This window comes from Natrinema salaciae (assembly GCF_900110865.1).
In the GTDB taxonomy this organism is placed as follows: Archaea; Halobacteriota; Halobacteria; order Halobacteriales; family Natrialbaceae; genus Natrinema; species Natrinema salaciae.
Map to the genome: position 1 here is coordinate 86,972 of NZ_FOFD01000005.1, position 22,207 is coordinate 109,178.

Genomic DNA, 22,207 nt, shown 5'->3' on the forward strand with positions numbered 1-22,207 from the left:
CGTGACCGAAACACACATATATACTAACAAATACGGAGTAATTGGAAGATGGACGGAATCGAAACGGAAGGCGCACCCACGAGTATCGGGCCGTTCTCACAGGCAGTACGCGACGGTGATCGGTTGTACGTCTCCGGGCAGGGGCCGGTCGATCCCGAGTCGGGAGAGATCGTCGGCGGCGACATCAGTGCGCAGACACGCGCGACCATGGAGAACATCGAAACCGTTCTCGAGGCCGGGAACAGTTCGCTCGAGAACGTCGTCAAGACGACGGTGTTCGTCACCGATATGGACGACTACGAGGACGTCAACGCGGTGTACGAACGGTACGTGACCGAACCGTACCCCGCCCGGAGCGCCGTCGAAGTATCGCGGCTGCCGATCGACATCGGCGTCGAGATCGACGTGATCGCGCGGGTCGATCCATGAGAGCGATTGCCGTCGAACGTGACGGCTCCCAGCCGCGTCTGATAGAGAAACCGCGCCCCGAACCCGACCCCGGCGAAGCGCTGGTTCGAACGCTCCGTGTCGGGATCGATGGAACCGACTTCGAGGTGATCGACGGGAATCACGGCGGTTTCCCCGCGGAGAGCGATCACCAGGTCCTCGGTCACGAGGCCGTCGGCGTCGTCGAGGAGTCGAACGGCACCGCACTCGAGGAGGGACAGCTCGTCGTCCCGACGGTTCGCCGTCCCCCGGACACCGCGAACGAGTACTTCCGGCGGGGGGAGCCCGATATGGCACCGCCCGACGAGTGTCTCGAGCGTGGAATCGACGGCGAACACGGATTCATGGCCGACTACGTTACGAGCCCGGAAGCGTTCCTGGTTCCCGTTCCGCCCGCGTTCGAGGCGACAGGTATCCTGATCGAACCGATGAGTAATACGGAGAAGGCGCTCGAGCACGCCTACGCGTCGCGGTCGGCGTTCGACTGGCAGCGTGATGCGGCGCTCGTGCTCGGAAACGGACCGCTCGGCCTGCTAACGCTAGCCAGGCTTCAGTCGGAGTTCGAGCGGACGTACTGTCTCGGACGCCGTGATCGGCCCGATCCGACGATCGACCTCATCGAACGATTGGGTGCGACCTACGTCGACTCGCGTGAAACGCCAGTGGCCGCCGTTCCGGCCGAATACGAGCCGATGGATCTCGTCTACGAAGCGACCGGATACGCGAAACACGCCTTCGAGACGATCGATGCGCTCGATCAAAACGGCGTCGGGGTGTTGCTCGGGCTCCCCGGAGACGCTGCGTTCGACGTGGCGGGCGGTCGACTCCACCGCACGCTCGTGCAGGGGAACAGGGCACTCGTCGGCAGTGTCAACTCCCACGTCGAACACTTCGAGGCCGCCTGCGAAACGCTCTCCGCGCTCCCCGACTGGTTCAGTGACGCGCTCGTTACGGACGTCTTCGAACCGGCCGCCGTGGACGATGCGTTTTCCCGGTCACCGGATCGAATCAAGACCGTCATCGAGTTCGATTCGCGCTGACCGACGATCGGGAACGGCTCGCCGAGAGGGGCACGGCCAGTACGTTCGTCGTGGTGGTTTTCGAGGGCGAGATGCCGTCGCTGGCCAGTAGCAGTAAGTGTTATTTCAATAATAGTGGAGTATAGAAATTCAGATATAGAACAATACAAGTGCGGAAATACCCCGTCCCCAGTGAGACACCCTTCGGACGGCAGTCGTCGTTACACTCGATGCGGTTCCGTGCGGTTCACCAGGCAAACACCGCTCTTTTGCCGTCGTTCGTGTTGGTAGTGGCGGTCGGCAGCTGCCGGTTTCGATGAGAACCGGCCGTCAGATCGACACTACCGGCCCAATGTCGCCGCAAGCGGGGATAGCCGTTCGATCGTGGTCCGACGAGTTCGGCAATTCGTGGCTCGACCGCCGAGCAATCAGCGGGCCGTAATTGTTCATTCTATAAAACACCATTTGTTTTATAAAATATATCAATCAGTATTGCGTTTCGGGACCGAACTCGCTCGGACGCGACTCGAGCGAGCGGCGGCTCGGACACCGGACACGCGGGACGGGGCGGGGGAGTCAAACCATCACCGCGGCTAATCGCCATACCGGCCGTACGAGGGGTTGAAATAGCCGATATCGGCGGAGAAACGAACGCTACGGGCGCAAGGTTTAGTAGGCGAGCATATAACTCATTCTACAATGACGCTCTTACCGGTTGACACTGACATCCTGGAAGATGTCTGTCGGGACATCGCCCAGGACAACTACGGATTTCTCTACGTCTCCGATCAGAAAGGGGAGATCAAATCCGCCTACGAGGCCGCCGATATCGGCCTCGTCAACGCGCGGTCGCTGTCCTCGAGCGACATGCGCAAGGCGTTGTCCGAGATGGCGGCGGACGAGTTCGTCGACATCGAGCAGCTCCGGGACGGCGTCTTCTACGTCGACCCGTTCGGCGTCAAAGGGAACATGAACATAACCAGGGAGCTGACCAATCTGTTCGGCCAGCGGCTCGTGGTCACCGGGGAGACGCTGCGGTCGCGGTTCTCGCTCGCGATCGACGACATGGAGTTTTTCGCCGACGAACTCGCCGACCGAAACTACGTCCGGCGGATCACTGCGGGAAAACGCGACTACTACACGATCGGCCCGCAGCTCAAGGAACACGCCGACGACGTCGGCCTCGATTCGCGGCTCGCGCGGGAGTCCTCGAACGGGAAGATCGCCCACAGCGACCTCGAGAGCGTCATCGACGTCGACGCGACCGCCGACGTGATCCGGTATCTCGATCGGGAGGGGTACATCGTCGACCTCGACGGCGAGTACCTCGTACAGGAAGCCATCGACGAGTACGCCCGCTATCTCGCCGAGCAGATCGAGGACGCGGTCGAGACCGAGTTCGAGGAGTCGAGCTACGTGCTTCGAACCGGCGAGTTCGAGCAGGTCGTCGAAAACGAGATCGACAGCCGGTTCGACGTCCTCTCGAGGGCACGCAGCGTTCGCGGGGAGCTGCTCGACGGGACCCGCGACACGTTGATCGATCGACTCGGACTCGAAGCCGGGCGGGAGATGGTCGAGGCCGTCGAGCCGTTCGAGGCCGTCGTCGAGGATCACGCGCGGCGCGTTCTCACCGACCTGAAGGCCGAGCGGGACAAGCTTCCCGGTACGCTTCCGGAGTGGGTCGAGCTGGCCGAGGGCCACGTCGAAGAACTGCACGTGAGCGAGACGACCGACGTCAACGAGTACGTCCGCGACGCGGTTCAGGATCGATACAGAGCCCTCGTCAACCAAGAGGAGTTCGGCGGGATGGCAGCGTGATCGACCCCCGGACGGTAACGCGAACGAGAGATGCAATCACCACGACCACGACTTATCGATATTCTATCCACTAATCCACAATGCCTCGAAAATACGACTTCGAACGGATCGAAAGCGACGGACAGGAGTACGTGATCGCCGACCCAGTCACCCAGACCGACGACCCGGTTCGCCTCGACGCCCGCTGGATCGAGGGCGACGACATCGAAGGCGAGTGGGAGCGGGCCATTCGTGCGATCATCAAGACCGACCTGCTGGGATCGATGGAGCTCGAGGAGGGGAACGGCCGGATCGATCGGCGGCAGGCGATCGAGACGCTGGCCGCGGCCAGCGACGACGAGGGCGACATCGTCACCAGCGAGCAGCAGGCCGAGGCGCTGCTCGAGTTCCTCGCCGACGAAGACATCCTGAACCTGCAAGGCGGGCAGGTCGAGATGCTCCGCAATCCCAGCGACAACCCCGAGGAGATCAACGGGCGGATGATCCTCAACTGGGCGGCCGCGATCGACGCCTGCGTCGAGAAGATCTCCGAGACGATCGACCGGGTCGACGGCGCGAAGGAGAAACTCGAGACCAGGATGGCCGACGTCGAGCGCGACTCGGGGAAGATCGACGAATACCTGACGGAGACCGCCCAGGAGCTCAAGAGCCTCGGCGACGGCCCCGGCGTTCCACAGGACCCCACGGCGCTCCCGGCGGAGGACCGCGACCGGTTCCAGCAGCTCAAGCGGAAGCTGGTCTACCACAAGAAGATGAAAGAGGCCGATCGGGAGAACCTCGCGGAGAAAGTCGAGAGCGGGACCGACCGGCTCGCGGACAACATCGAGATGCTCGAGTCGGCCAAGCTGACGCTCGCGAACAAGCGCGAGCAGGTCCGCACCCAGGCCCTAAAGAAGCAGACGTTCCCGGACGAGGCGATGAACATCGTCGACAACATGGGCGAGCTGACGACCCAGCTCGCCGGCGTCGGCGGCATCGAGGAGACGATCGAGGAGACGCCCGACCACGAGGTCGCCACGATGGTCGACGACGTCCTCGGCGACATCGAGAGTATCGGCGAGACCGCCCAGCAGACGGCCGGTGAGACGGTCGACGAGACGGACCCCGAAACTGAAACCGGCGAACTCGAGATGTCGTAGGATGCGCGCAGACTCACTGCTGCAGGGGGTTCGCCGGGTCGACGAACAGGGGGAGCGGCTCCTCTCCGTGCGGACGTTCTCGGGCCCGGACCCCGCGTGGTGGGTCGACGTCGCGATGGCCGCGCTCGTCGACCTCGCCGAGCTGCTGCGTGCCGGAGCCCCGTTCCCGCCTCGCCTCGAGGCGGAAGCCGGCGCGCGGTCGGTCGAACTCGAGTATCGGCCCGACGGCGGGACCCGCGAGGCGGGAGCCGAGATCGACCCGCAGGAACGGGACGACGTCGTCCGCCGGGTCCTCGAGGCCGGCTACGAACGCGGGGAGACGACGATCGAGCGACTCGAACCGGACGTCGCCGACCGCGTCGCGGCCGACGACCGCTTCGAGACAGTCGGCTCTCGAGTCTTCGTCCCGCTGTCGGCGACCGCGCCGTACGCACGCAACTGGCGACCCCTCGTCCGGACCGTACTCGACCACCTCGAGGACGTCCTCGCGGACTTCAGACGGATCGTCAGCCGGGTGCGGGCTGCGGGTGCCGCTCGACCGCTCACGATCGGCTGCGAGTCGATCGTCGAGATGCTCGAGACCCTCTCGCTCGTCGTTCGGCGGGCCGATGCCGATAGCCGGTACGTCCGCGACCGCACCGATCACCGCCAGGGCGAACTGCTAGCGACGATCGAGGACGCGACGACACAGCTACGGAGTGACGACAATGCTTAACCTGACCCCAATACTGAAACGAGATCAGCCGACGTCTCGAATCGAGATCGGAGCCAAGAAGGTCGGTCCCGAGACGGACACCGTCGAGATCCGACACAACGACAGGCGGGCGTTCTTCTACGTCGAACCGATCGACGACTCGATCGTCGACGGGATCGGGAACAAGGTCCGGATGCACCGGAACGTCAAGACGGTGTTCGGGGGGATCGACCGCGGCAAGGACTTCCTCGTCGATCCCGACGCGTCGAAACGCGACGTCGTGGAGTGTTCGTCGGCGAAGATCCACACCAGCGAGGTCTCGCCCGAGGAGCTCGAGCCGTTCCTTCGAGAGAACGATTACCTGTTGCATCCGATGGAAGAGGTCGTTCCGAAAGGCGACGAGCGGGCGACGTTCGAGGTCGCCGCGATGGAGCCGACCGGGTACACGACGCTGCGGGTCACCCCGAACACGGAGCTCGAGTTCATCGGGGCCGGCGAACTGCGGGAGTTACGGGCGACCCGGGACGCGGCGAGTCGCGGCGGCCCGGGTCCCGCCGGCCCCGCCGAAGCGGGTGCCGGCGACGAGGAGGGCGTTCAGGTCTCGCTCGAGCCCAAGAAGCCGACCGTCAGTTTCGAGGAGGACGTCGCCGGCCTCCCGGCGGTAAAGCGCACCGCGGAGAACTTGCTCGCCCTGTTCGATCCCGACGTTCGCGACGAGGTCGTCGACCGCTACGGCGACGAGTTCGCCGCCCGGGGCAACAGCATGCTGCTGTACGGACCGCCCGGCTGCGGGAAGACGCTCATCTCGGAGGCGATCGCCTACGAGGCGAAGTTCAACTCGAGCATCGAGGACGCCTACGGCGAGGTCAAGTTCCTCGAGATCAAGGGCAGCGACGTCCTCTCGAAGTACTCCGGCGAGTCAGAGAAACGCGTCGAGGCGATCTTCGAGAAGGCACACGGGATCGCACAGGAGGGGTTCGCAGTCCTGTTTTTCGACGAGGTCGACACCCTGATCCCGGATCGGGGCGACGACTCCTTGCAGCGCCACGAGCGGTCGCTGACCAACGCCTTCCTGCAGGAGATGAACGAAATCGAAGACAACCTGCTCGTGATCGGGGCGACGAACATGCCCTTCACGATCGATCCGGCGGCGACCCGTCGGTTCCCGATCCAGCAGTTCATTCCCCAGCCCGACGAGGACGTGATGGCCGAGGTCTGGCGCAAACACCTCTCGGCCATGGACACCGAGGACATCGACTACGAGCGGCTCGGGACGGCCTCGAAGGGGTACACCCCGGCGGAGATCGCCGACCGCGTGCTCGGCAGCGAACTGCAGCGCGAACTCGTCGAGAGCGTTCACCTCCCCGATCGGGAGCCGATAGAGCCGGACACCGACTATTTTTTCGACCGGCTCGGCGAGACCGAACCGAAGACGATCCGGCAGTACGTCGCGAGCGTCCGGACGCAGATCGACGACCTCGAGGGGTACCCCGAACTCAAACGCTACGTCGAGGACCAGGCCGACCAGCTGGACATGCGCATCGGAACGAGGCCCTCGTCGCTCGGACAGCTGCTCGGCGCTGGAACGGCGTCGGCCGAATCGGCGACGACCGAACCGCCGACCGGAGCGGCGGAACCGGAGACGGAGGCGACCGAACCGAACGAAACGGGGTCGGACGCGGCCGAGATAGACATCTCGGACCCGGACATCGCGGACGACGCCGACTCGATCGGCGGTGATGACGATGAGTGACGGCTACCGGCAGGTCGGCTCCTTCGAGAGCGGCCCCGTCGACGCCGTCGGCGTCGGCGACGGCGCGATCGCCGTCGGGATCGGCGACCGCGTCGTCGTCGTGACGGGGAGCGACCGGGTCGAGATCGATCACGGCGACCGCGTCGTCGACCTCGCGCTCGCCGACCGCGTGCTCGTCCTCTCGTCGGACGCGCTGACGACCTACTCCCGAACCGGCGAGCGGATCCGCGAGCAGCCGGCCGCGGACGGCCACGCGGTCGCCGCCGTCGCCGACGAGGGACTCGCCGGCGTGCTCGGACCCGAACGCTTCCGCGCCGTCGATATCGCGACCGGCCGCGAGCGGTTCGACGTCGAGCGCGTCCGGCCCGGCGGACCGGCCGACGACGCCCTTCTGGGCACACCGAGCGGGTTCGTGCTCTCGACGTGGTCGTTCCTGACCCGGATCGATCTCGAGGGCGAGGTCGGCTTCGACCGCAACCTCGAGGCCGTCGTCCGGAGCCTGGGGCGGTGTGACGATGCGATCGTCGCGGCGCTCCAGAACGAGCGCCTCGTCGCCGCCGACCTCGAGAGCGGAACGTCGCGCTGGCGGACGGAACTCGCGGTCGAACACGTCGCGCCGCGAGGCGAGTCGTCGGTGCTGGTGACGACCGCCGACGGCATCCGGGCGGTCGATCCGGCCGGCGCGACGGCGCCGGTCGACGGGCTCTCGAGCGGCGAAGGGTACGCGACGTCCGACGGCTCGCTCGTCTGTGCGGTCCGGGGCGAGACCGTCTCGACGTACGTCCACAGCCGCGAACAGCTCCGGGTCGCCGTCGCGACCGAGAGCGTCGGCGTCGGCGGCACGATCGACGTCGAGGTGACCAACGCGACCGACCGGGACCGCCGGCTCTCGCTGTCCGCGTCGGTCGACGGGGCGACGCTCTCGCCGGCCGACCGGACCGCGACCGTCGGGGCCGGCGAGACGACGATCGTCGACTTCCCGGTCGAGTCGATCCGGGCCGAAGGGGAGGCGACGGTCGAACTCACCGCGGACGGATCGGTCCTCGAGCGGGCGGCGCTCGACCTCGACGACGCCGCGAGCGGCGGGATCGCCGTCGATACCGACATCGAAGTGGCGGCGATCGAGCACGGCGTCGCCGAACTCGCGGTCACCGTCGAAAACGTCGGCGGGGTGGAACTCGAAGGGCTTCGACTGCGCGAGACCGACGCGGGAACCGACGCCCTCGAGCCCGGGGAAGAGTGGACCGGAACGGTCACCCGGCCGTACGAACCCGATCGACGGGTCTCGGTCGGGCTCGAGGTCGCTCGCGGCGACCGACGCCGGGAGTACGCCCCGACGTGTACGCTGCCACCCGTCCCGACGATCGACGTCGAGCCGGACGGCGACGCGGTTCGCGCGACCGTCGAGACCGACGGCTCGGTGACCGTCGTCGATCGACTCGTGATCGAACTCCCGGGAGCGGGTCGCGTCCGGACGGCGGTGACGATCGAGCGAGACGAGTTCCTGCTGATCGTCCCACAGTTCGACGACGGGACCGCTCGCATCGGGTTCGAATCGCTCGACGTCGACGAGCGGGTCCGACTCGCCGGCGGTCCGGGCAGGCTCTCCCGCTCGCCGGGGATCGGCGAATCGGATCGTAGACGGACCGATCGAACAGACCGGAGGCGATCCGATCGCACGGCCGCGTCGACGGACGAGACGACGACCGATCCGTCGGCGCAGAACCCACGCGAGGGTCGCGACGGCCGTGACGATCGCGACGACGGAACCGCACCGCCGGACCCTGCGGCCGCTGACGCGACCGCCGACGCCGCTACTGCGGCATCGTCTCGATCGGAACCCGAGACCGGCGACGACGGACCGGACGATCGGTCGCGAGCCGGGAGCGATCCTCCAGCGACGGCTCCGGCGAGCGACGAGGAGCGAATCGATGGCGGCTCCGGGGCCGAAGCCGACGACGGGGAGGTCGGAGACCCGCGGCTGGTCGCGACGCGGCGGATCGACGAGGAATCGGTCCCGGCCGGCCACGCGGTCCGCGACCGGATCGAACTCGAGAACCGGGGCGAGTCGGCGGGGGACGTCACCGTCGAGATCGGCGACTCGAGCGTCGACGTCGGTCGCCTCGCGGCCGGTGACCGGACGGCCGTCGAGCGATCGGTCGCGATCGGCTCCGGTTCGGGAACCGTCCTGTCGCGGGCGGCGGTCACCCTCGACGGAGCGGTCTGCGAGCAGTTCCCCGAACGGGAGCTGCCCGCAAGCGGCGACGGCGTCGCCGTGCGGGCGACCGTCGACGCGGCCGACGGGGCCGTCGTCGCCGACGTCGTGAACCGCAGCGATCGTCCACGGACCGTTCGCGAACTCGAGATCCAGGGTCGGTCGGTCCCGATCGATACCCGGCTCGAGCCCGGCGAGACGACGACCGCGACCGGGGCGCTGAACGAGTTCGGAGCGGACGCGGACGCGCTCGAGGGCGTGCTGGTGGTCGTCGACGGTGACGGCACGGAGCGGCGTCTCGATATCATCGTAGACGTCTCGTCGACCGCGGGAGCTGGCGGCGCGGACGGCGACGGTCCGTTCCGGATCGGGATCGGCTCGGAGACCCAGGTCGCCGGCGAGTACGGAACCGTCGTACTGGTCTTCGAAAACGAGGGCGACCGATCGCTGTCGGACGTCTCGGTGTCGGCCAGCGGCGAGCCGATCAACGACCTGTTCTACTCGGAGGCGCGTCGCGAGCGCCTCGAGCCGGGCGACCGGATCGAGCACTTCGTCGATATGGAGCCGGGCGTGACGTCGCCGTCGTTCGACGCGACGGTTCGGTACGCGGCCGACGGCTCCGAGCGCGAGGTCGCTCTTCGTGCGGCCGGGCCGTCCGCCGAGGACGAAGCCGCCTGGACCGACGACCACCGCGAGCAGTGGTCGGTCGAGCGCGTCGAGGACGCGCGGACGGACGCGGACGGTGCGTCGTCGCTGTCGACGCCGGTCCGGCTCGAGTGACGCCGGTCTATTTTCCGTCGAGGCGGTGCGTGACGGTCGAACTAGACACGTCTCGATCGTCGAGCGGGATCTCACTGTCGAGTGCGCGTTCGACGACGGAAGCCGCGAGAATCGGAGAGTCGACCACCGGCATCGTGAGCGTCGAAACGGAACGGGTCACACTGACAGCGCGGGGGGCGGAACCGCTCACACGAGGAAGTCGCCGCTGATCGACTCGCGCGCGTCTCGGAGATACCAGTAGGTCCCGCGCGCGGTGCGGACGACGATCCCGAGGACGGCCAGCGCGTAGACGGCGAGAGAGCCGAACAGCGACACGCGGGTCACCTGCAGCGTCGCGGTCCGGGACTCGTGTTGGGCCGCGACGTCCGCCGCGCGACTCGACTCGCCGGCCGCCTCGAACGTCGTCGTCGCGTTCTCGTAGGCCGCGTTCATCTCGTCGACGCCGTCGGTGTACGCGTCGTACTTGGCCGGATTCAAGAGCAGCGGTTGGCCGGCGACCGTCAGGAACTGCTCCGACTCCATCGTCGACCACGTCTCCTCGGCCCGCTGACGCGCTCGTTCGCCCCTCGAGACGGCCGCAGTGTAGTTCTCGAACGACGATTCGGCGCTCGCCTCGAGCGTCGCGGCCCGCTCGTCGTCACCCTGCAGCGAGACGACGCGAGCCAGCTGTCGCTGAATCGTCGCTTCTTCCACCAGCGAGACGTTACCGGACTCGAGGCGCTCCTCGTAGTACGCCTCCTGATCGCCGATCGCCGTTTCGAGGTCGCCCTCCGCGGTGGAGAGCACCCTGTCGCTGTCCGCTCGGAAGGCCGCGCCGTCGAGTTCGGCAGCGTAGAGCGTCATCGTGTTGTACGCGGCCGCCGCCTGGACGATTTCCGTCTGGGCCGCCTCGTACTCGCCGGCCGACTGTCGCTCGCGGACACCCTCCATGGACTCGAGGTACAGCGACGCCGCGCTGCCGTAGGAGAGAACGGTCGTGACGTCCTCGCTGGAGACGTCGCCCGATCGCATCCGGTCGTCCATCGTGTCGATCATCGCGACGGTTCTGTCGGCGACCGGCCCCTCGTACGTGGAGACGTCCTGGCGTATCGGATCGAGATCGAGCGGCACCGGTGAAGCGACGACGATCACCGTCCGCTCGTCGACGCCGTTGCCGTCGACCACGTACGTCCACTCGTAGCTGGTCCCCAGTTCCGCATCGGTGTCGAACGCGGCCCGGTACACCACCGGTTGGGACCCACCGGCGTCGAGGTTCCCCGGCGACTCCTCGATCGTCAGCCACCTGTCCGGCCCGTCTTCGAGCGTTATCTCGAGGTTCTCGACAGTGTTGTAGCCGAGCACCTCGCCGACCGAGGTCGACTGCCGTTCGGGTTCACCGATCGGAACGTCGCCGAACTCGATCCGATCGGGGGCATCGAGTTCGGTCCCGTGTTCGATGCTCACGGTCCCCTCGTAGCTCGTATCCGTTGCGCTGAGATTCGTCGAGCTGACCGTGCCGCTGATGGCGTACTCCCCCTCCTCGAGTCGGGTGTCCGCCGTGACGGCCAGTTCGACGGTCTGCGCGCGCTGGCTCCAGCCGTCGATCGTCTCGGGCTGGTTCGCGACCGAGACGTCGATACCGGCGTTCGAGGAGTACGCCGTGACGTCGTCGAGCACCAACGGGAGATCGCCCGCGTTCTCGACCTCGAGCTCGACGATCTTCGTGATCGTCGACGTCGAGTCTCGCGGCTCGTCGAACGTCATCTCGTCGTCGAGTTCGATCGCGCCGAACTCGGCGGGGTAGATGACGTTGCCCTCGACCTCGACGGTTCGGGCCGCCTCGTCGTTCCCGTTCGGGACGAGTTCGACCTCCCACGAGAGGTCCTCGTGCTGGGCGACGCCGCTGTCGGCGTAGGCGTTCCAGGTCAGCGTGGTACCGCTCGCACTGACGCCGAGATCCGCGTCCGGATCGGTGCTGACGACGGTCGCGTCGACGTAACTGAGGCTCTCCTCGCCGGTGAGTTCCTCGATGGCCACCTCGCCGGACGCGCTATCACCGACGACTACGCCACCGATATCGAGGGGTTCCTCCGCCAGACCGGCGATGGCGGGGCGAACGACCTGAAACTGATCCGAGTCGCGGCCGGCGCTCACGGTGACCGTCCCGTCGCCCGCGTCGTCGTCCGCGTCGATCTCGAGAGTGATCCGCGCCGTGGTTTTGGCGGGAACGGTCCGTCGATCCGGATCGACGGAGATCCCGGACGCCGACGACACGTCGATCGAGACGGACTCGTTCCGGTCGTTCGTTACCGTGACGGAGTGCGTTTCGGTCCCCGTCCCCACCTCGACCGGCCCGCTCGCTGCGTCGACGGTGACGGAACCGCTCTGGGCGACCGCCCCCGGGACCGCGGCTATCGTCAATCCGAGAGCGAGGGCGCAGACGACTGCGACGGGCAGGGCTCGCTCAGACATCGCTATCCCCCACCGATACGACCGAGCCAACCCTCGCTGCATCGTACGTGCGCCGCCAGACGAACAGTCGTCCGGCGACGATCGTTCCCAGCAGGCCGACGACGACGCCGTACCCGATCAAGACGACGACGGAGGCGATCGCGAGCGTCGTTCGCGTCTGCCCGACGTCGTCGCTCATCGCTGCCAGTGCGTCTTCGCGATCGGCGAGCCCGTGGTGTGCCGCGCGCTCCCGCGCGTCACGAATCCGAATGTGAGTCGCCTCCGCGTCCTGATACGCCGCGAACGTCTCGAACCCGTTCGCGCTGACGGCCGCCTGCACGTCCGCGCAGTCGGCACAGTCCTCGAGGAAGGTAGCCGAGGTGTTCTGCGCGGTCGCGATCGTCTCGCGATCCCGCTCGAACTCGGCGGACAACTGCTCCGCCTGGACCCGGAACTGCGTCGCTTCCTCGGGCATGTCGGCTCGCTCGTAGGCCGTCGCGGTCATATCGAGGTACTCGATTCGCTCGGGCGTGCCGTTCGTCGCATCGGCTTCCTCGTAGAGGCCGTCGCCGAGTCGCTCGTAGAACCGCGTCAGCGCGAGAGTCACGAGCGTCGCCTGCGTCTGATCGTACTCCTCGAGGTCGTCGGCGTAGGCGCTCACGTTTTCGGCGGCCGCGAGACTCGACTCGTAGTCGCCGTCCTCGGCCAGGACGTAGGCGCGATCGAACGCGGTGAGGGCCCCGATGACGGCCTCGAACTCGGCTCGTTCGGCCGCGGTGAGTTCGCCCGTCACCTGCGTCTGGGAGACGGCGAACGTCCGGACCGTCTCCAGTTCGTCGTACTCGTCGTAGGCCTCGGTCCCTTCCATCGAACGGAACGTTTCGAAGTAGTCGTTCGCCGTCTCCTCCTGCGCGGCGGCGGTCCCCCCGAACAGCGGTATCGTCGTGATCGTCGCGACGACGAGTATCGCGGTCAGTAGCGTCGCCCGACGGCTGTGTGTGTGCATGTCGTTAGAACACCGTCCGTGAGAGTCTGTCGCAGAGGGCGTCGTGCTCGAACACGGCGTCGACGGCGTCGAGCAGGAGCAGGGCGGCGTGGATCGTGACGATCGCATCGTCACCGCGGCCGGCGTCGTTGCCGAGGTCCCAGGCGTGTCGCAACATCTCCTCGGCCGGCGCGGCCTCCGAGACCGATCCCCGTTCGGCCTCGACCCGGCTGGTGACCGTCTCGTACCGATCTTTGAGGGCGTTTCGCTGCGTCATCGCGTCCGAATCGAGGCGCTCGAGGAGCGTCTCGAGGTCGCACTCGCCGTCCCATTCGACGGCGGCGGCGGACATGTCCGCACAGGCCGCGAAGAGGTCGACGTTGCGCTTGGTCGTCATCGCGTCGTTGATCGCGTCGACCGAGTCCGCGGCGGCGGCCAGCAACGCGTCGGCGACGACGTCGGGGTCCGTCCCCCCGTCCGCGAAGAGATGGCCGGCCTCCGGGAGGGACTCGACGGCATCGAGCATCCGCGTGACGACCGTGCCGTAGTACTGCGGGATCGTCGTGTCCCGGCCGGCGTGGTCCGACAGCGACCGGACCCGCTGTCGGAGGCGATCGATCTGACTCCGCTGGGCCGACGACAGCGACCAGGTGAAGCCGGCGTCGACCTCGGCCGTCGTCGATCGATCCTCCCGGACCGTCACGATCGATTTGCCGCCGTCGAACAGGTCGTCTCGACCGGCCGGCGGGTCGATCTCGGCGCGATACTGTCCGATCAGGAGCCCGTCACGGGTGGCGGACCCGTCGCGGCCGGTCGTCACGCTAATCGTCCCGTAACGATCGCGAAGCGACTGTTCTCGTGGCGTGAGTCGCAGCGGCGTCGAGCTAATCGGAACGCCGTCCACGCGGGATCGAAGCCGTACGCGCCCGGTTCGGGGCGAGAGCGCGACCGTCCGATCGCCGTCCTGCGTGAACGCGACGGTCTCCGTTCGGTTCTCGTACTTGTCGTGGGCGATCTCCACGTCGACGTTCGAGCCGGGTTCGCCGGGCTCGAGGGAGACGGTCCCGGTCGCGTCCGTCGTCCGGCTGGTCCCGTCGTCCGTTCGCGTGACGGTCGCGCCGGCGATCGGGTCGCCGCCGTCGCGGTCGGTGACCGAGATCGTCGCCGGGAACGCGATCGGCAGCGTCGCGCTCGTTTTTCGGCGGCTGACCGTGACGGCCTCCGAGTCGTGCTCTCCCCGTTTCGCAGCGACGTTCCAGCTCCCCGGTTCGGACACGGAGATCCGGCCCGTTCCACCGGTGATCGTCGTCGATTTCGCTTTCGTGTCGCCGCCGTCGATCCGTCTGTAGCCGATCGTCGTCCGGCCGTCCAGCGGCCGGTCGCCATCGGTGACGGTCACGTCGAACGTGAACCCGCCGGCGTCAGCGCCGGCCCGGAAGCCGAGTCGAGAGTAGGTCACCGGTGCCAGCGCCGCCCCGAGCAGCACGCCGACGACGGCGAGCGCGTGCGGGGTCAGCTCGTTCGGCGGCCACAGGCTGTCGATTTCGGGCAACAGTCCGCCACCGACGGTTTCGACGAGCACGAGCGCCAGCGCCAGCGCGAACCCGACGGCGACGACGCTACTGATCTTGAGTCGATCACCCGTCCACTCGTTGCGGAACCGGTACGCGCCGTAACCGACGGCGGGGCCGACGAGCGCCGGCACCACCAGAATCACGGCTTTCGTTCCGAACCCGAGTATCGTCTCGAGGAGCCCCGACTCGTCCGCTGGGGCGGGGTCCTGCTCGCTGGGTGCAGCCGAGAGCGTCACCGTCCCGACGCCGGCGTTCGTCGCGATCACCAGCGAGTCGTTCGCCGTCGCCGTCGCGTTTCCGAGCGCGAGCCGACCGTCTTCGACCCGGTGGCCGCCGTCGAACGCGTACCGTTCGATCGAGCCCGTACTCGAGTCGATCACGACGCCACGCACGCCGAGTCCGTCGACACCCTGATCGAACGTGACCGCCGATCCCCCGTCCGCGACCGTCGCGGAGAGCGAGAACCGATCGAGTGAGACCGTCCGTCCGTCGAGCAGGGTTTCGTCTTCCGACGAAACCGAGACCCTCGCCTCGCTCACGCCCGTCAGCGACGAGAGGTCGATCTCGCCGGGGCGAACCGGCTCGGCTTCCGCGTTCACGTATCGCGTCCCGTCGGCGGTCCGTTCGGCCGTCACCGAATACGAGGAGCCGGTCTCGAGCAGCGGCTGCCAGAGCACGAGGCCGTCGGTCGTCTCGCGGAGTTCCGGCTCGAGGGTCCGACTCGTCGAATGCCCGTCGGCGACGGAGACCTCGAGGCCGACGTCCGCGGACGAGCCGACCGCCTCGCGGAGTTCCGACTGCGGGATCGTCAACTGGGTCCCGTCCGCTCGGACCGCTCCCTCGAGGGCGGCGTCGTCGGCGGTGACCGCGACGGTATCGTTTCCAGTGATACCGACGGTCTCGCTCGCGTTGAGCGGAAGCACGATCCGCGGGTCGTCGCCGTCGATCCAGACCGGGACGTCGTCGGCCGCGAACGTGACGGTGTGGAGGTCGACCGCGTCTTCGTAGGTCTCGTTTCCGGCGGTGACCTGGACGGTCGCGCCGACCAGCGACTCGCCGTCGTCGACCCCCGAGATCAGCGTTTCGATGGATACCTCGGCGGTGCCGTTACTGACGGTTTTGGGGTCGGAACTGGTCGAATTCGGTTCGCTGACGGCGACGGTCACGGTTTCCGGCCGGTCCGAGAGATCGGTGACGTCGACCGTGAGCGCGTCACCGGACCGCGTTACCCCCACGTCACCGTCGTCCTGCGCCGTCGATGCGGCCGTCGCCGGCGCGACCATCGCACCGGCGACTGCGACCGCGAGGACCAGCGCGACGAGGAGGCGGCTCGCGGTCGTGCGATCGTCGGGGATGGGTGCCAGTGCCGTCATACTCACTCCGCGTTCCGTTCGACGTACGACTCGAGGTTGTCGACGATGCGGTCGAGCTGGGCGCTCGTGAGGTCGGCCCCGCCGCCGCGGGACTTGCCGGCGAGCGTCTCGCCGAGCATCTCGAAGTCGTCCCACGAGTGATCGAGCAGGGGGTTCAGGTCGAAGCCACCGAGCAACAGCAGGACGTCGACGTCGCTCCCGCGGCCACGTTTGGGCGTGAGACTCGCCTGCCCGGCCACGTTGATGTCGTGTTTGCCGGTCCACTCGCGGAACGCCTGATACACGTCCGGTTCGGTGATCTCGCCGTCGTCGATCATCCGTTCCGGCGCACGGACGATCGCGTAGGCGGCCGTCGTCGTCTCGATGTCCATCGGGACGAACGTCCCGCTGGCCGCCTGATCGAGCATGTACTCGAGTTCGTAGACGGAGCCGTTGAGGTCCGTCGCGACGGCGGGCGTGAAGTGGTAGGCGTCCATCTGGGACGGGATCGTCACGTAGTCTTTGATGTCGATGACGCTCCGGGTCTCGCGGCCGGCACCGATCATCAGGTCGATCGCGGTGATGATCGCGTCGTTGATCGAGTCGTACTGGTCCCCGGCTCCGTCCTCGTCGTCGAGGTGAGAGTTCGACGCGAGCAGTACCATGTCGGCGTTTTGCTCGTCGTCGTCCGTCCGGAGGAGTCGCGAGAGTCCACAGACCGCGTTGAAGTGGCGCTGGGGCTGCTCGTAATAGTACGGCCAGACGCCGAAGGCGGCGTGGATGACGCTGTCCATCCACTCCTCGGCGGCGTTGTCGTCGTTCAGGTCGCGGAGCCCGTCCCTGAACTGGTCGACGACGTAGGGAATGGACCCGTTGCCGGTCCCGCCGCCCAGCGTCGCGACGTGCATGAACGCGTCAGTCGTGCCAAACTCCGTGATCCGGTTGACGATCCGATCGAGGTCCTCCCGAGCGCACGCCGCCCCGTTCGGGAAGAAGTTCCCCGCCCCCTGCTGGGAACCGAACTCGAGGGCGTGGGATTCGATCACGTCCTCGTCTTCGGTCGCCCCAAGCTTCGATTTGAGCCGGTCGATCGTGTTTCGGAGGTCCGCCCGATTCGTGTTCATTACCAGGATTCGGTCGTCGATCCCCGGGTTCTCCGTCCGGTCGAAAAACTGTGATGCGATCCGTCCGCCACCCTCTCCCGAGGCGATGACGCTCCATCTCGTAAACGTGTCCGTTTGTGCCATGAGTTACTTCATCTCGATCGCGTCGTCTGTAGTCGTCACGCTGTGCTCCCCGCTCAGATCCGCGACGGCGTCCCGGATCACCGACCGCGGGACCGGCGCCGTCAGGAAGTTCCGCTCGAGTTCGTCGAACGGCAATCGGTCGCCCGACTCGAGGTTGTACCTGACCACGTTGGTCAGCTCGCGCTCGAGGCGGTCCCGCTCGAAGACGACGATCTCGCCGTCGGACGTCTCCGTCGCGTCGTAGCCGTCGGATTCGGCCCAGACCGCGAGCAGACAGGGCGCGTGCGACGCCCGAACGGGAAGCTCCATCGCAGTCGAGACGTATCCGTCCGCGTCGTACAGCTCCTCGAGACGCGGGCGAAGCTCCGAGAGGTGGTCGTCCATGTCCGCGCTGGTGTCCGAACAGACTCGCTCTCGGAGGCTCTGCTCGGCGAACTCGACGCTGACGGTCGTCTCGCCGTCGACGCGGACCGATCGCTCGATCGGTGCGAACGCGTCGTCGCCGGGGGTACCGCTCAGCTCGTAGCTGCCGGTCGGGACGTCCGTGAACGTCGTCGTCCCGGCGACCCGGGTCGCGATCGTCGCGGTCTCGTCGTAGCCGGCCCCCGACAGCGTCAGCGTCGCGGTCCGCTCCGCTCCGCCGCGCTCGTACGCGATCTCGACCGTCAGATCGTTCGTTTCGACGTCACCGACGCGGAGCACCGGCACGTTCGGATCGAGTTCGACCGATTCGTTTCGACGGTAGTAAAGCCCGAGGAACTCCTCGGCGTTGCGAACCGGGAGGTCGTCGTCCGTGACTTCCCCCGACGCCTCGAGCTCCGCCGCAATGGTCTCGGCGACGTCGTCGTAGGCGTCGACGACGGCGGCCTTGGTAGTGGCCGTGTCGACGGCGTCGGCGAGCGAGCCGGCGACGTCCCGCCAGCGATCGGTGAACCGATCGAACTCCTCGATCCGCTCGAGTTCGTCGACGAAGTCCTCGTCGACGATCCCCGGCTCCGTGTAGTAGCCCGGCGGGAGCTCCGCCCGCCGAAGCGTCTGGGCCTCGTCCGCGAGGTCGCGCTCCATCGCGGCGACCATCTCGATACAGGTCCGCCGCAGATCCGCGCGGCGGCGGCTCACCTCCGAGAGGTCCAGCGCCGAGTCCATTCCCGTGACGGCGGACTCGACGGCGTCGACCGCGTCGAGGTACTCGGCGTCGACGTGTGCGGCCACACCGGCCGCGTCGACCGCGTCGACCAGCGCCAACACCGCGTCCCGCTCGGCGTCGAACGAACCCGAGAACTGGTCCCGGAGCCGGTCTCGCGCCTCGAGTACCGACTCGACGGCCGTCCCGTACTCGTGGCGGTCGAGGGCATCGACGGCCGCATCGAGGTCGCCTTCGATCGCCGCGGCGTCGTCCGGCCGCTGCCCACCCCGTTTCATCTCGCGGACGGTGTCGATCGCCGTCTCGATCGTCTCGTCCGCGATCGCTCGTCCGGCGTCGACCGCGTCTCGACAGGCCGGGATCGCCGCGTCGTCAGCCGGCTCGTCGATCGCCGCGTCGCGAGTCGCGAGATCCACGGCCTCGAGCCGATCGATCGCGTCCGCGAGCCGCGACAGTTCGTCGTCCGCGAACGTCCGGAACTCCGCTTCGACGTCGTCCTCGAGTCGATCCACCTCGACGGAGAGCTCCTCGAAGGCCTGCACGTCGGCGTTCGCGACGCCTTTCGTGAGGTCGAACGCGCCGGAACCGAGGTCGAACGCGACCCCCTGCGCGCGGAAATCGCCCGCGACCGACTCGAGGCGCGCGTCGGCGGTGAACTCCCAGTCGCCGTACGTCTCGGAGAGGTCGTTGACGTCCCGGACGGTTCGCTGGAACTCCTGTGCGACCGCTCGCGCTCGTTTCCGGACGTACTGCTGTTCGCTCGTCCCCCCGCGAGACACGACGCCGCGAACGTACAGCGCGATACCCCCGACGATGATCAGCGGAATGCCGCCGATGACGAACCAGACGGCGATGTCGGAGCTGGTCGTCACGAACACGCCGGCCCCGACCGCGGCACCCAGAACGACGAGTGCACCGATCACGAGCGCGCTCTTGACGTTTGCGTTCATCGAATCACCTCCAAGAGCTCGGGCCCGACGACGACCGCGAGGAGGGCGGCACCGCCGATCGCCAGGGCGATCCCGACGAGGATCGGGACGAGCGCCGTCTTCCGATCGTAGGAGACGTTTCGGCTCAGCTTCATCGCCTCCTCGACGCGCCGGGCCGCGACGAGCGGGACTGCGACGCCCGCGACTCCGCCGGCGACCAGCCCCCCGGCGATCGATCCGAGCGCGGCCAGCCGCACGCTCGAGGCCGCCCCGGCGCGCTCGGCCTCGGCGACGTCGGTGTACCGGTCGATCGCGTCCTCGGTCTCGGCGCGCTGTGCGGTCGCGTCCGTCCCGACCGCCGTCAACGCGCGGTACGCTCCACTCGCGTTCCCGCTCTCGGTTCGGCGCAGGAGATAGTCGCTGAGCGCCGCTTCTCGATCGGTCATGTTCTCGTACGTTTCGGTGAGCATCTCGAGATCCGATTCGGCGGCGTCGAGTTCCGCGTCACCGTTCTCGATCGCCGTCGTCGTCTCGGTGAGTTCGTCCGTCGCGTTCGATAGCGCCGACCGTGCCGTCCGATACTCGGCGACTCGCGCGTCGTCGATTCGCTCGAGAGCGGCGGTATCGCCGCCGGCCGTCGCGACCGTGACGGACAGGCCGTCGGTCTGGTCCTCGTTGAGCGTGACAGATTTGGCGAACGCGATCGAGGCCGTGCCGTTCCCGGTGAGGGTGACGGTGTACGTCCCGTCGTCGTCCGCGGTTGCGGAGTCGCGTTCGAACCCGTCGCCGGCGGCCAACCAGTCGCCCGTATACGTCGTCCCGTCGGTGCAGTAGGCGAGCTCGAACGTCGACCCCTCGTACAGCGTCTCGTCGCCGTCGGTCCACTCGCCGTCGACCGATCCGACGACGGTCGAGCCGGTGCTGTCGCAGTCGACGTCGGCCGCAGCGGTAGCGGTTCCCGGTCCGACGGCGAGTATCGCCACCAGAGCGACCGCACACAGCAGGATTCGTCGGCCCGTGCTCATTGGAGCCGTCCCCCGATCTCCCGGCTCTTGTACCAGTAGGTCGCACCGCTCGCGAGCGCGACGCCGAGACCCGCGCCGAGCAACAGCCCGCCGGCCGCGATCACGAGCGTCTGCTCCGCGAGCGACTGCGCCGTGATCGCTCGAGACGTCGTTTCGATGGCCGTCTCCGTCGCCGAGCCACTGACGGTTCCCGTCGCTGCGAGGCCGCCGAGCGCCACGGCGAGTGCGAGGACGCCCGATGGGAGTCGTCGCGTCATGCAAGTAGCTCCTCCGTCTCCGCTTCGTACGCGTCGGCTGCCGCCTCGATATCCGCGAGCCGGTCGATGTCCTCGCGGCGGTACGTCAGCAGCGTCGTCACCGAGGCGAGGTTCCTGTCGCTCATCGCGACGCCGATGTTGACCTCGTTCAGGTTGGACGTCCGCTCCAGATACTCCTTGACCGTCCCGATTTCGACGCTGTGGGACCCGGAGCCGAGGTTCGATTTCGGCGCCCTGATCAACGAGATCGCCTTCTGAGCGCCGCCGACGTCGACCTTCGCGAGGGTCTGTTTCGCCGCCGACAGCCGCGAGAGTGCGGCGCTGTCGATGTCGCGTTTCCCGACGAACGGCAACAGATAGCCCGGCAGCGACCGCGTCATCGTCACCGAGCGTCCGATCGCGGCGTACCCGGGCGTCGACTCCTCGCCGGCGACGCCGAACGATAGCGACGTCACGATGTCCCGGACGTCGATATCGGGCGTATCGATGCCGTCGACCGCGCTCGGATCGACCCCGCTCAAAACCGGGCCGGCGACGAGGTCGTAGATCGACGCCGCGACGTAGTCGTTGTACTCGCCGAACTCGCCGCCCGCCGAGTCGAGATACGAGATGCGCTGATTGTCGACCAGAATGATACCGTCGACCTCGTCCTCGAGCCGGTCGAGGCCGTACCGCGCGTTCCAGGCCTGTCGGCCGGCGCTGGCCTCCCCGTCCTCGTCCGACCCGCCGACCTCGTCTGCGCCGCGGGTGTTCGGCAATACGGCGACTGCGACGACCTTGGCTCGCCCGTCGGTGAACGCCCTGATCTCGCGGGCGAGATGCGGACCGATCCCGCAGCCGGTTCCGCCACCGAGGCCGAGAAACAGGAACGCGAACTGGACGCCCGATCCCGTCGGTTCGACCGCGGGCCCCGGCTCGAATTCGGCGTCGGGATCGATCGGTGCGTCGTCGGCTTCCTCACCGTCGATCGGCTCTTCCACGTCGGTCGGATCGTCTTCGAACGACTCGTCGGCCCCCGCGGACCGGTCGAACCCCGATTCGAATTTCTCGCCGAGGATAGTCTGGATCTGCGGCGCGTGTTCGGCCATCACCTCGTCAGCGTCGACCGGGTTGCGACCGAACCCGCCCGTGACCATCTCCTCGAATCCCGGTTCGGTCCCCTGAACGAGACCGTGCTGTTCGGCGATTCCGTACTGATCTTCGGGCGGAACGTTCGAAAGGTTCTGCAGGTCCCGCATCGTCGAATTGAACACGAGCGGCCGACCGAGCGTCGAAATATCGGCCGAATCGAACAATCCCAGCAGCGAATCGTCGGTGTAATCGAACACCGAATCGACGATCGCGCCCCCCGCCTGTCCAGCCCCAACGAACAAGTACGTCATCTGACTATCGACGCCCG

15 protein-coding genes are annotated in these 22,207 nt (G+C 67.4%); 7 read left to right on the forward strand and 8 right to left on the reverse strand.

Going from position 1 to position 22,207, the window contains the following annotated elements; all coding sequences use genetic code 11:
• The first annotated feature begins 48 nt into the window (after positions 1-48).
• The 7 genes from BMX07_RS17245 (at position 49) to BMX07_RS17275 (ending at position 9,865) form a co-directional block, all read left to right on the forward strand.
• A complete protein-coding gene (locus BMX07_RS17245) occupies positions 49-429 on the forward strand; it encodes a RidA family protein (protein WP_090620210.1) in 381 nt (126 codons plus the stop codon).
• Positions 426-1,487, forward strand: coding sequence for a glucose 1-dehydrogenase (locus BMX07_RS17250; protein ID WP_090620213.1), 1,062 nt, complete (start codon positions 426-428; stop codon positions 1,485-1,487). The genes BMX07_RS17245 and BMX07_RS17250 overlap by 4 nt, the downstream gene beginning before the upstream one ends.
• Before the next feature lie 678 nt (positions 1,488-2,165).
• Positions 2,166-3,284 carry a hypothetical protein gene (locus BMX07_RS17255; protein ID WP_090620215.1) on the forward strand — a complete coding sequence of 373 codons (1,119 nt, stop codon included), beginning with the start codon at positions 2,166-2,168 and terminating at the stop codon, positions 3,282-3,284.
• 80 nt (positions 3,285-3,364) lie between these two features.
• A complete protein-coding gene (locus tag BMX07_RS17260) occupies positions 3,365-4,423 on the forward strand; it encodes a hypothetical protein (RefSeq protein ID WP_090620218.1) in 1,059 nt (352 codons plus the stop codon).
• A gap of 1 nt (position 4,424) precedes the next feature.
• Entirely contained in the window at positions 4,425-5,138 is a 714-nt protein-coding gene (locus tag BMX07_RS17265; protein WP_090620221.1) for a hypothetical protein, read from the forward strand.
• Positions 5,131-6,870 carry an ATP-binding protein gene (locus BMX07_RS17270; RefSeq protein ID WP_090620224.1) on the forward strand — a complete coding sequence of 580 codons (1,740 nt, stop codon included), beginning with the start codon at positions 5,131-5,133 and terminating at the stop codon, positions 6,868-6,870. The genes BMX07_RS17265 and BMX07_RS17270 overlap by 8 nt, the downstream gene beginning before the upstream one ends.
• The gene (locus BMX07_RS17275) at positions 6,863-9,865 is read left to right on the forward strand and encodes a hypothetical protein (protein ID WP_090620694.1); all 3,003 of its coding nucleotides are present in this window, start codon (positions 6,863-6,865) and stop codon (positions 9,863-9,865) included. The genes BMX07_RS17270 and BMX07_RS17275 overlap by 8 nt, the downstream gene beginning before the upstream one ends.
• Positions 9,866-10,051: 186 nt before the next feature.
• Here the strand turns inward: BMX07_RS17275 and BMX07_RS17280 are convergent, their stop codons facing one another.
• Genes BMX07_RS17280 through BMX07_RS17315 form a run of 8 tightly spaced genes read right to left on the reverse strand, consistent with a single transcriptional unit; the run spans position 10,052 to position 22,190 of the window.
• Positions 10,052-12,316, reverse strand: coding sequence for a hypothetical protein (locus tag BMX07_RS17280; RefSeq protein WP_090620227.1), 2,265 nt, complete (start codon positions 12,314-12,316; stop codon positions 10,052-10,054).
• Entirely contained in the window at positions 12,309-13,301 is a 993-nt protein-coding gene (locus tag BMX07_RS17285; RefSeq protein WP_090620230.1) for a hypothetical protein, read from the reverse strand. The genes BMX07_RS17280 and BMX07_RS17285 overlap by 8 nt, the downstream gene beginning before the upstream one ends.
• A 4-nt stretch (positions 13,302-13,305) precedes the next feature.
• On the reverse strand, positions 13,306-16,227 hold the full coding sequence (locus BMX07_RS17290) for a hypothetical protein (RefSeq protein WP_090620235.1): 2,922 nt from the start codon (positions 16,225-16,227) through the stop codon (positions 13,306-13,308).
• Positions 16,228-16,229: 2 nt separating this feature from the next.
• On the reverse strand, positions 16,230-17,453 hold the full coding sequence (locus tag BMX07_RS17295; protein ID WP_090620241.1) for an FtsZ/tubulin family protein: 1,224 nt from the start codon (positions 17,451-17,453) through the stop codon (positions 16,230-16,232).
• A 3-nt stretch (positions 17,454-17,456) separates the two neighbouring features.
• Positions 17,457-19,547 carry a hypothetical protein gene (locus BMX07_RS17300; protein WP_090620244.1) on the reverse strand — a complete coding sequence of 697 codons (2,091 nt, stop codon included), beginning with the start codon at positions 19,545-19,547 and terminating at the stop codon, positions 17,457-17,459.
• The gene (locus tag BMX07_RS17305; protein ID WP_090620248.1) at positions 19,544-20,551 is read right to left on the reverse strand and encodes a hypothetical protein; all 1,008 of its coding nucleotides are present in this window, start codon (positions 20,549-20,551) and stop codon (positions 19,544-19,546) included. The genes BMX07_RS17300 and BMX07_RS17305 overlap by 4 nt, the downstream gene beginning before the upstream one ends.
• Positions 20,548-20,808: a hypothetical protein gene (locus BMX07_RS17310; RefSeq protein WP_090620252.1), complete on the reverse strand. Its 261-nt coding sequence runs from the start codon at positions 20,806-20,808 to the stop codon at positions 20,548-20,550. Before BMX07_RS17310 ends, BMX07_RS17305 begins: the two co-directional genes overlap by 4 nt.
• A complete protein-coding gene (locus BMX07_RS17315) occupies positions 20,805-22,190 on the reverse strand; it encodes an FtsZ/tubulin family protein (protein WP_090620256.1) in 1,386 nt (461 codons plus the stop codon). The genes BMX07_RS17310 and BMX07_RS17315 overlap by 4 nt, the downstream gene beginning before the upstream one ends.
• Positions 22,191-22,207: the final 17 nt, after the last annotated feature.

Excerpts from the sequence above, each read along its gene's own strand:
- BMX07_RS17245 (WP_090620210.1), top strand. The coding sequence starts at position 49 with ATGGACGGAATCGAAACGGAAGGCGCACCCACGAGTATCGGGCCGTTC.
- BMX07_RS17250 (WP_090620213.1), top strand. The coding sequence starts at position 426 with ATGAGAGCGATTGCCGTCGAACGTGACGGCTCCCAGCCGCGTCTGATA.
- BMX07_RS17255 (WP_090620215.1), top strand. The coding sequence starts at position 2,166 with ATGACGCTCTTACCGGTTGACACTGACATCCTGGAAGATGTCTGTCGG.
- BMX07_RS17260 (WP_090620218.1), top strand. The coding sequence starts at position 3,365 with ATGCCTCGAAAATACGACTTCGAACGGATCGAAAGCGACGGACAGGAG.
- BMX07_RS17265 (WP_090620221.1), top strand. The coding sequence starts at position 4,425 with ATGCGCGCAGACTCACTGCTGCAGGGGGTTCGCCGGGTCGACGAACAG.
- BMX07_RS17270 (WP_090620224.1), top strand. The coding sequence starts at position 5,131 with ATGCTTAACCTGACCCCAATACTGAAACGAGATCAGCCGACGTCTCGA.
- BMX07_RS17275 (WP_090620694.1), top strand. The coding sequence starts at position 6,863 with ATGAGTGACGGCTACCGGCAGGTCGGCTCCTTCGAGAGCGGCCCCGTC.
- BMX07_RS17280 (WP_090620227.1), bottom strand. The coding sequence starts at position 12,316 with ATGTCTGAGCGAGCCCTGCCCGTCGCAGTCGTCTGCGCCCTCGCTCTC.
- BMX07_RS17285 (WP_090620230.1), bottom strand. The coding sequence starts at position 13,301 with ATGCACACACACAGCCGTCGGGCGACGCTACTGACCGCGATACTCGTC.
- BMX07_RS17290 (WP_090620235.1), bottom strand. The coding sequence starts at position 16,227 with ATGACGGCACTGGCACCCATCCCCGACGATCGCACGACCGCGAGCCGC.
- BMX07_RS17295 (WP_090620241.1), bottom strand. The coding sequence starts at position 17,453 with ATGGCACAAACGGACACGTTTACGAGATGGAGCGTCATCGCCTCGGGA.
- BMX07_RS17300 (WP_090620244.1), bottom strand. The coding sequence starts at position 19,547 with ATGAACGCAAACGTCAAGAGCGCGCTCGTGATCGGTGCACTCGTCGTT.
- BMX07_RS17305 (WP_090620248.1), bottom strand. The coding sequence starts at position 20,551 with ATGAGCACGGGCCGACGAATCCTGCTGTGTGCGGTCGCTCTGGTGGCG.
- BMX07_RS17310 (WP_090620252.1), bottom strand. The coding sequence starts at position 20,808 with ATGACGCGACGACTCCCATCGGGCGTCCTCGCACTCGCCGTGGCGCTC.
- BMX07_RS17315 (WP_090620256.1), bottom strand. The coding sequence starts at position 22,190 with ATGACGTACTTGTTCGTTGGGGCTGGACAGGCGGGGGGCGCGATCGTC.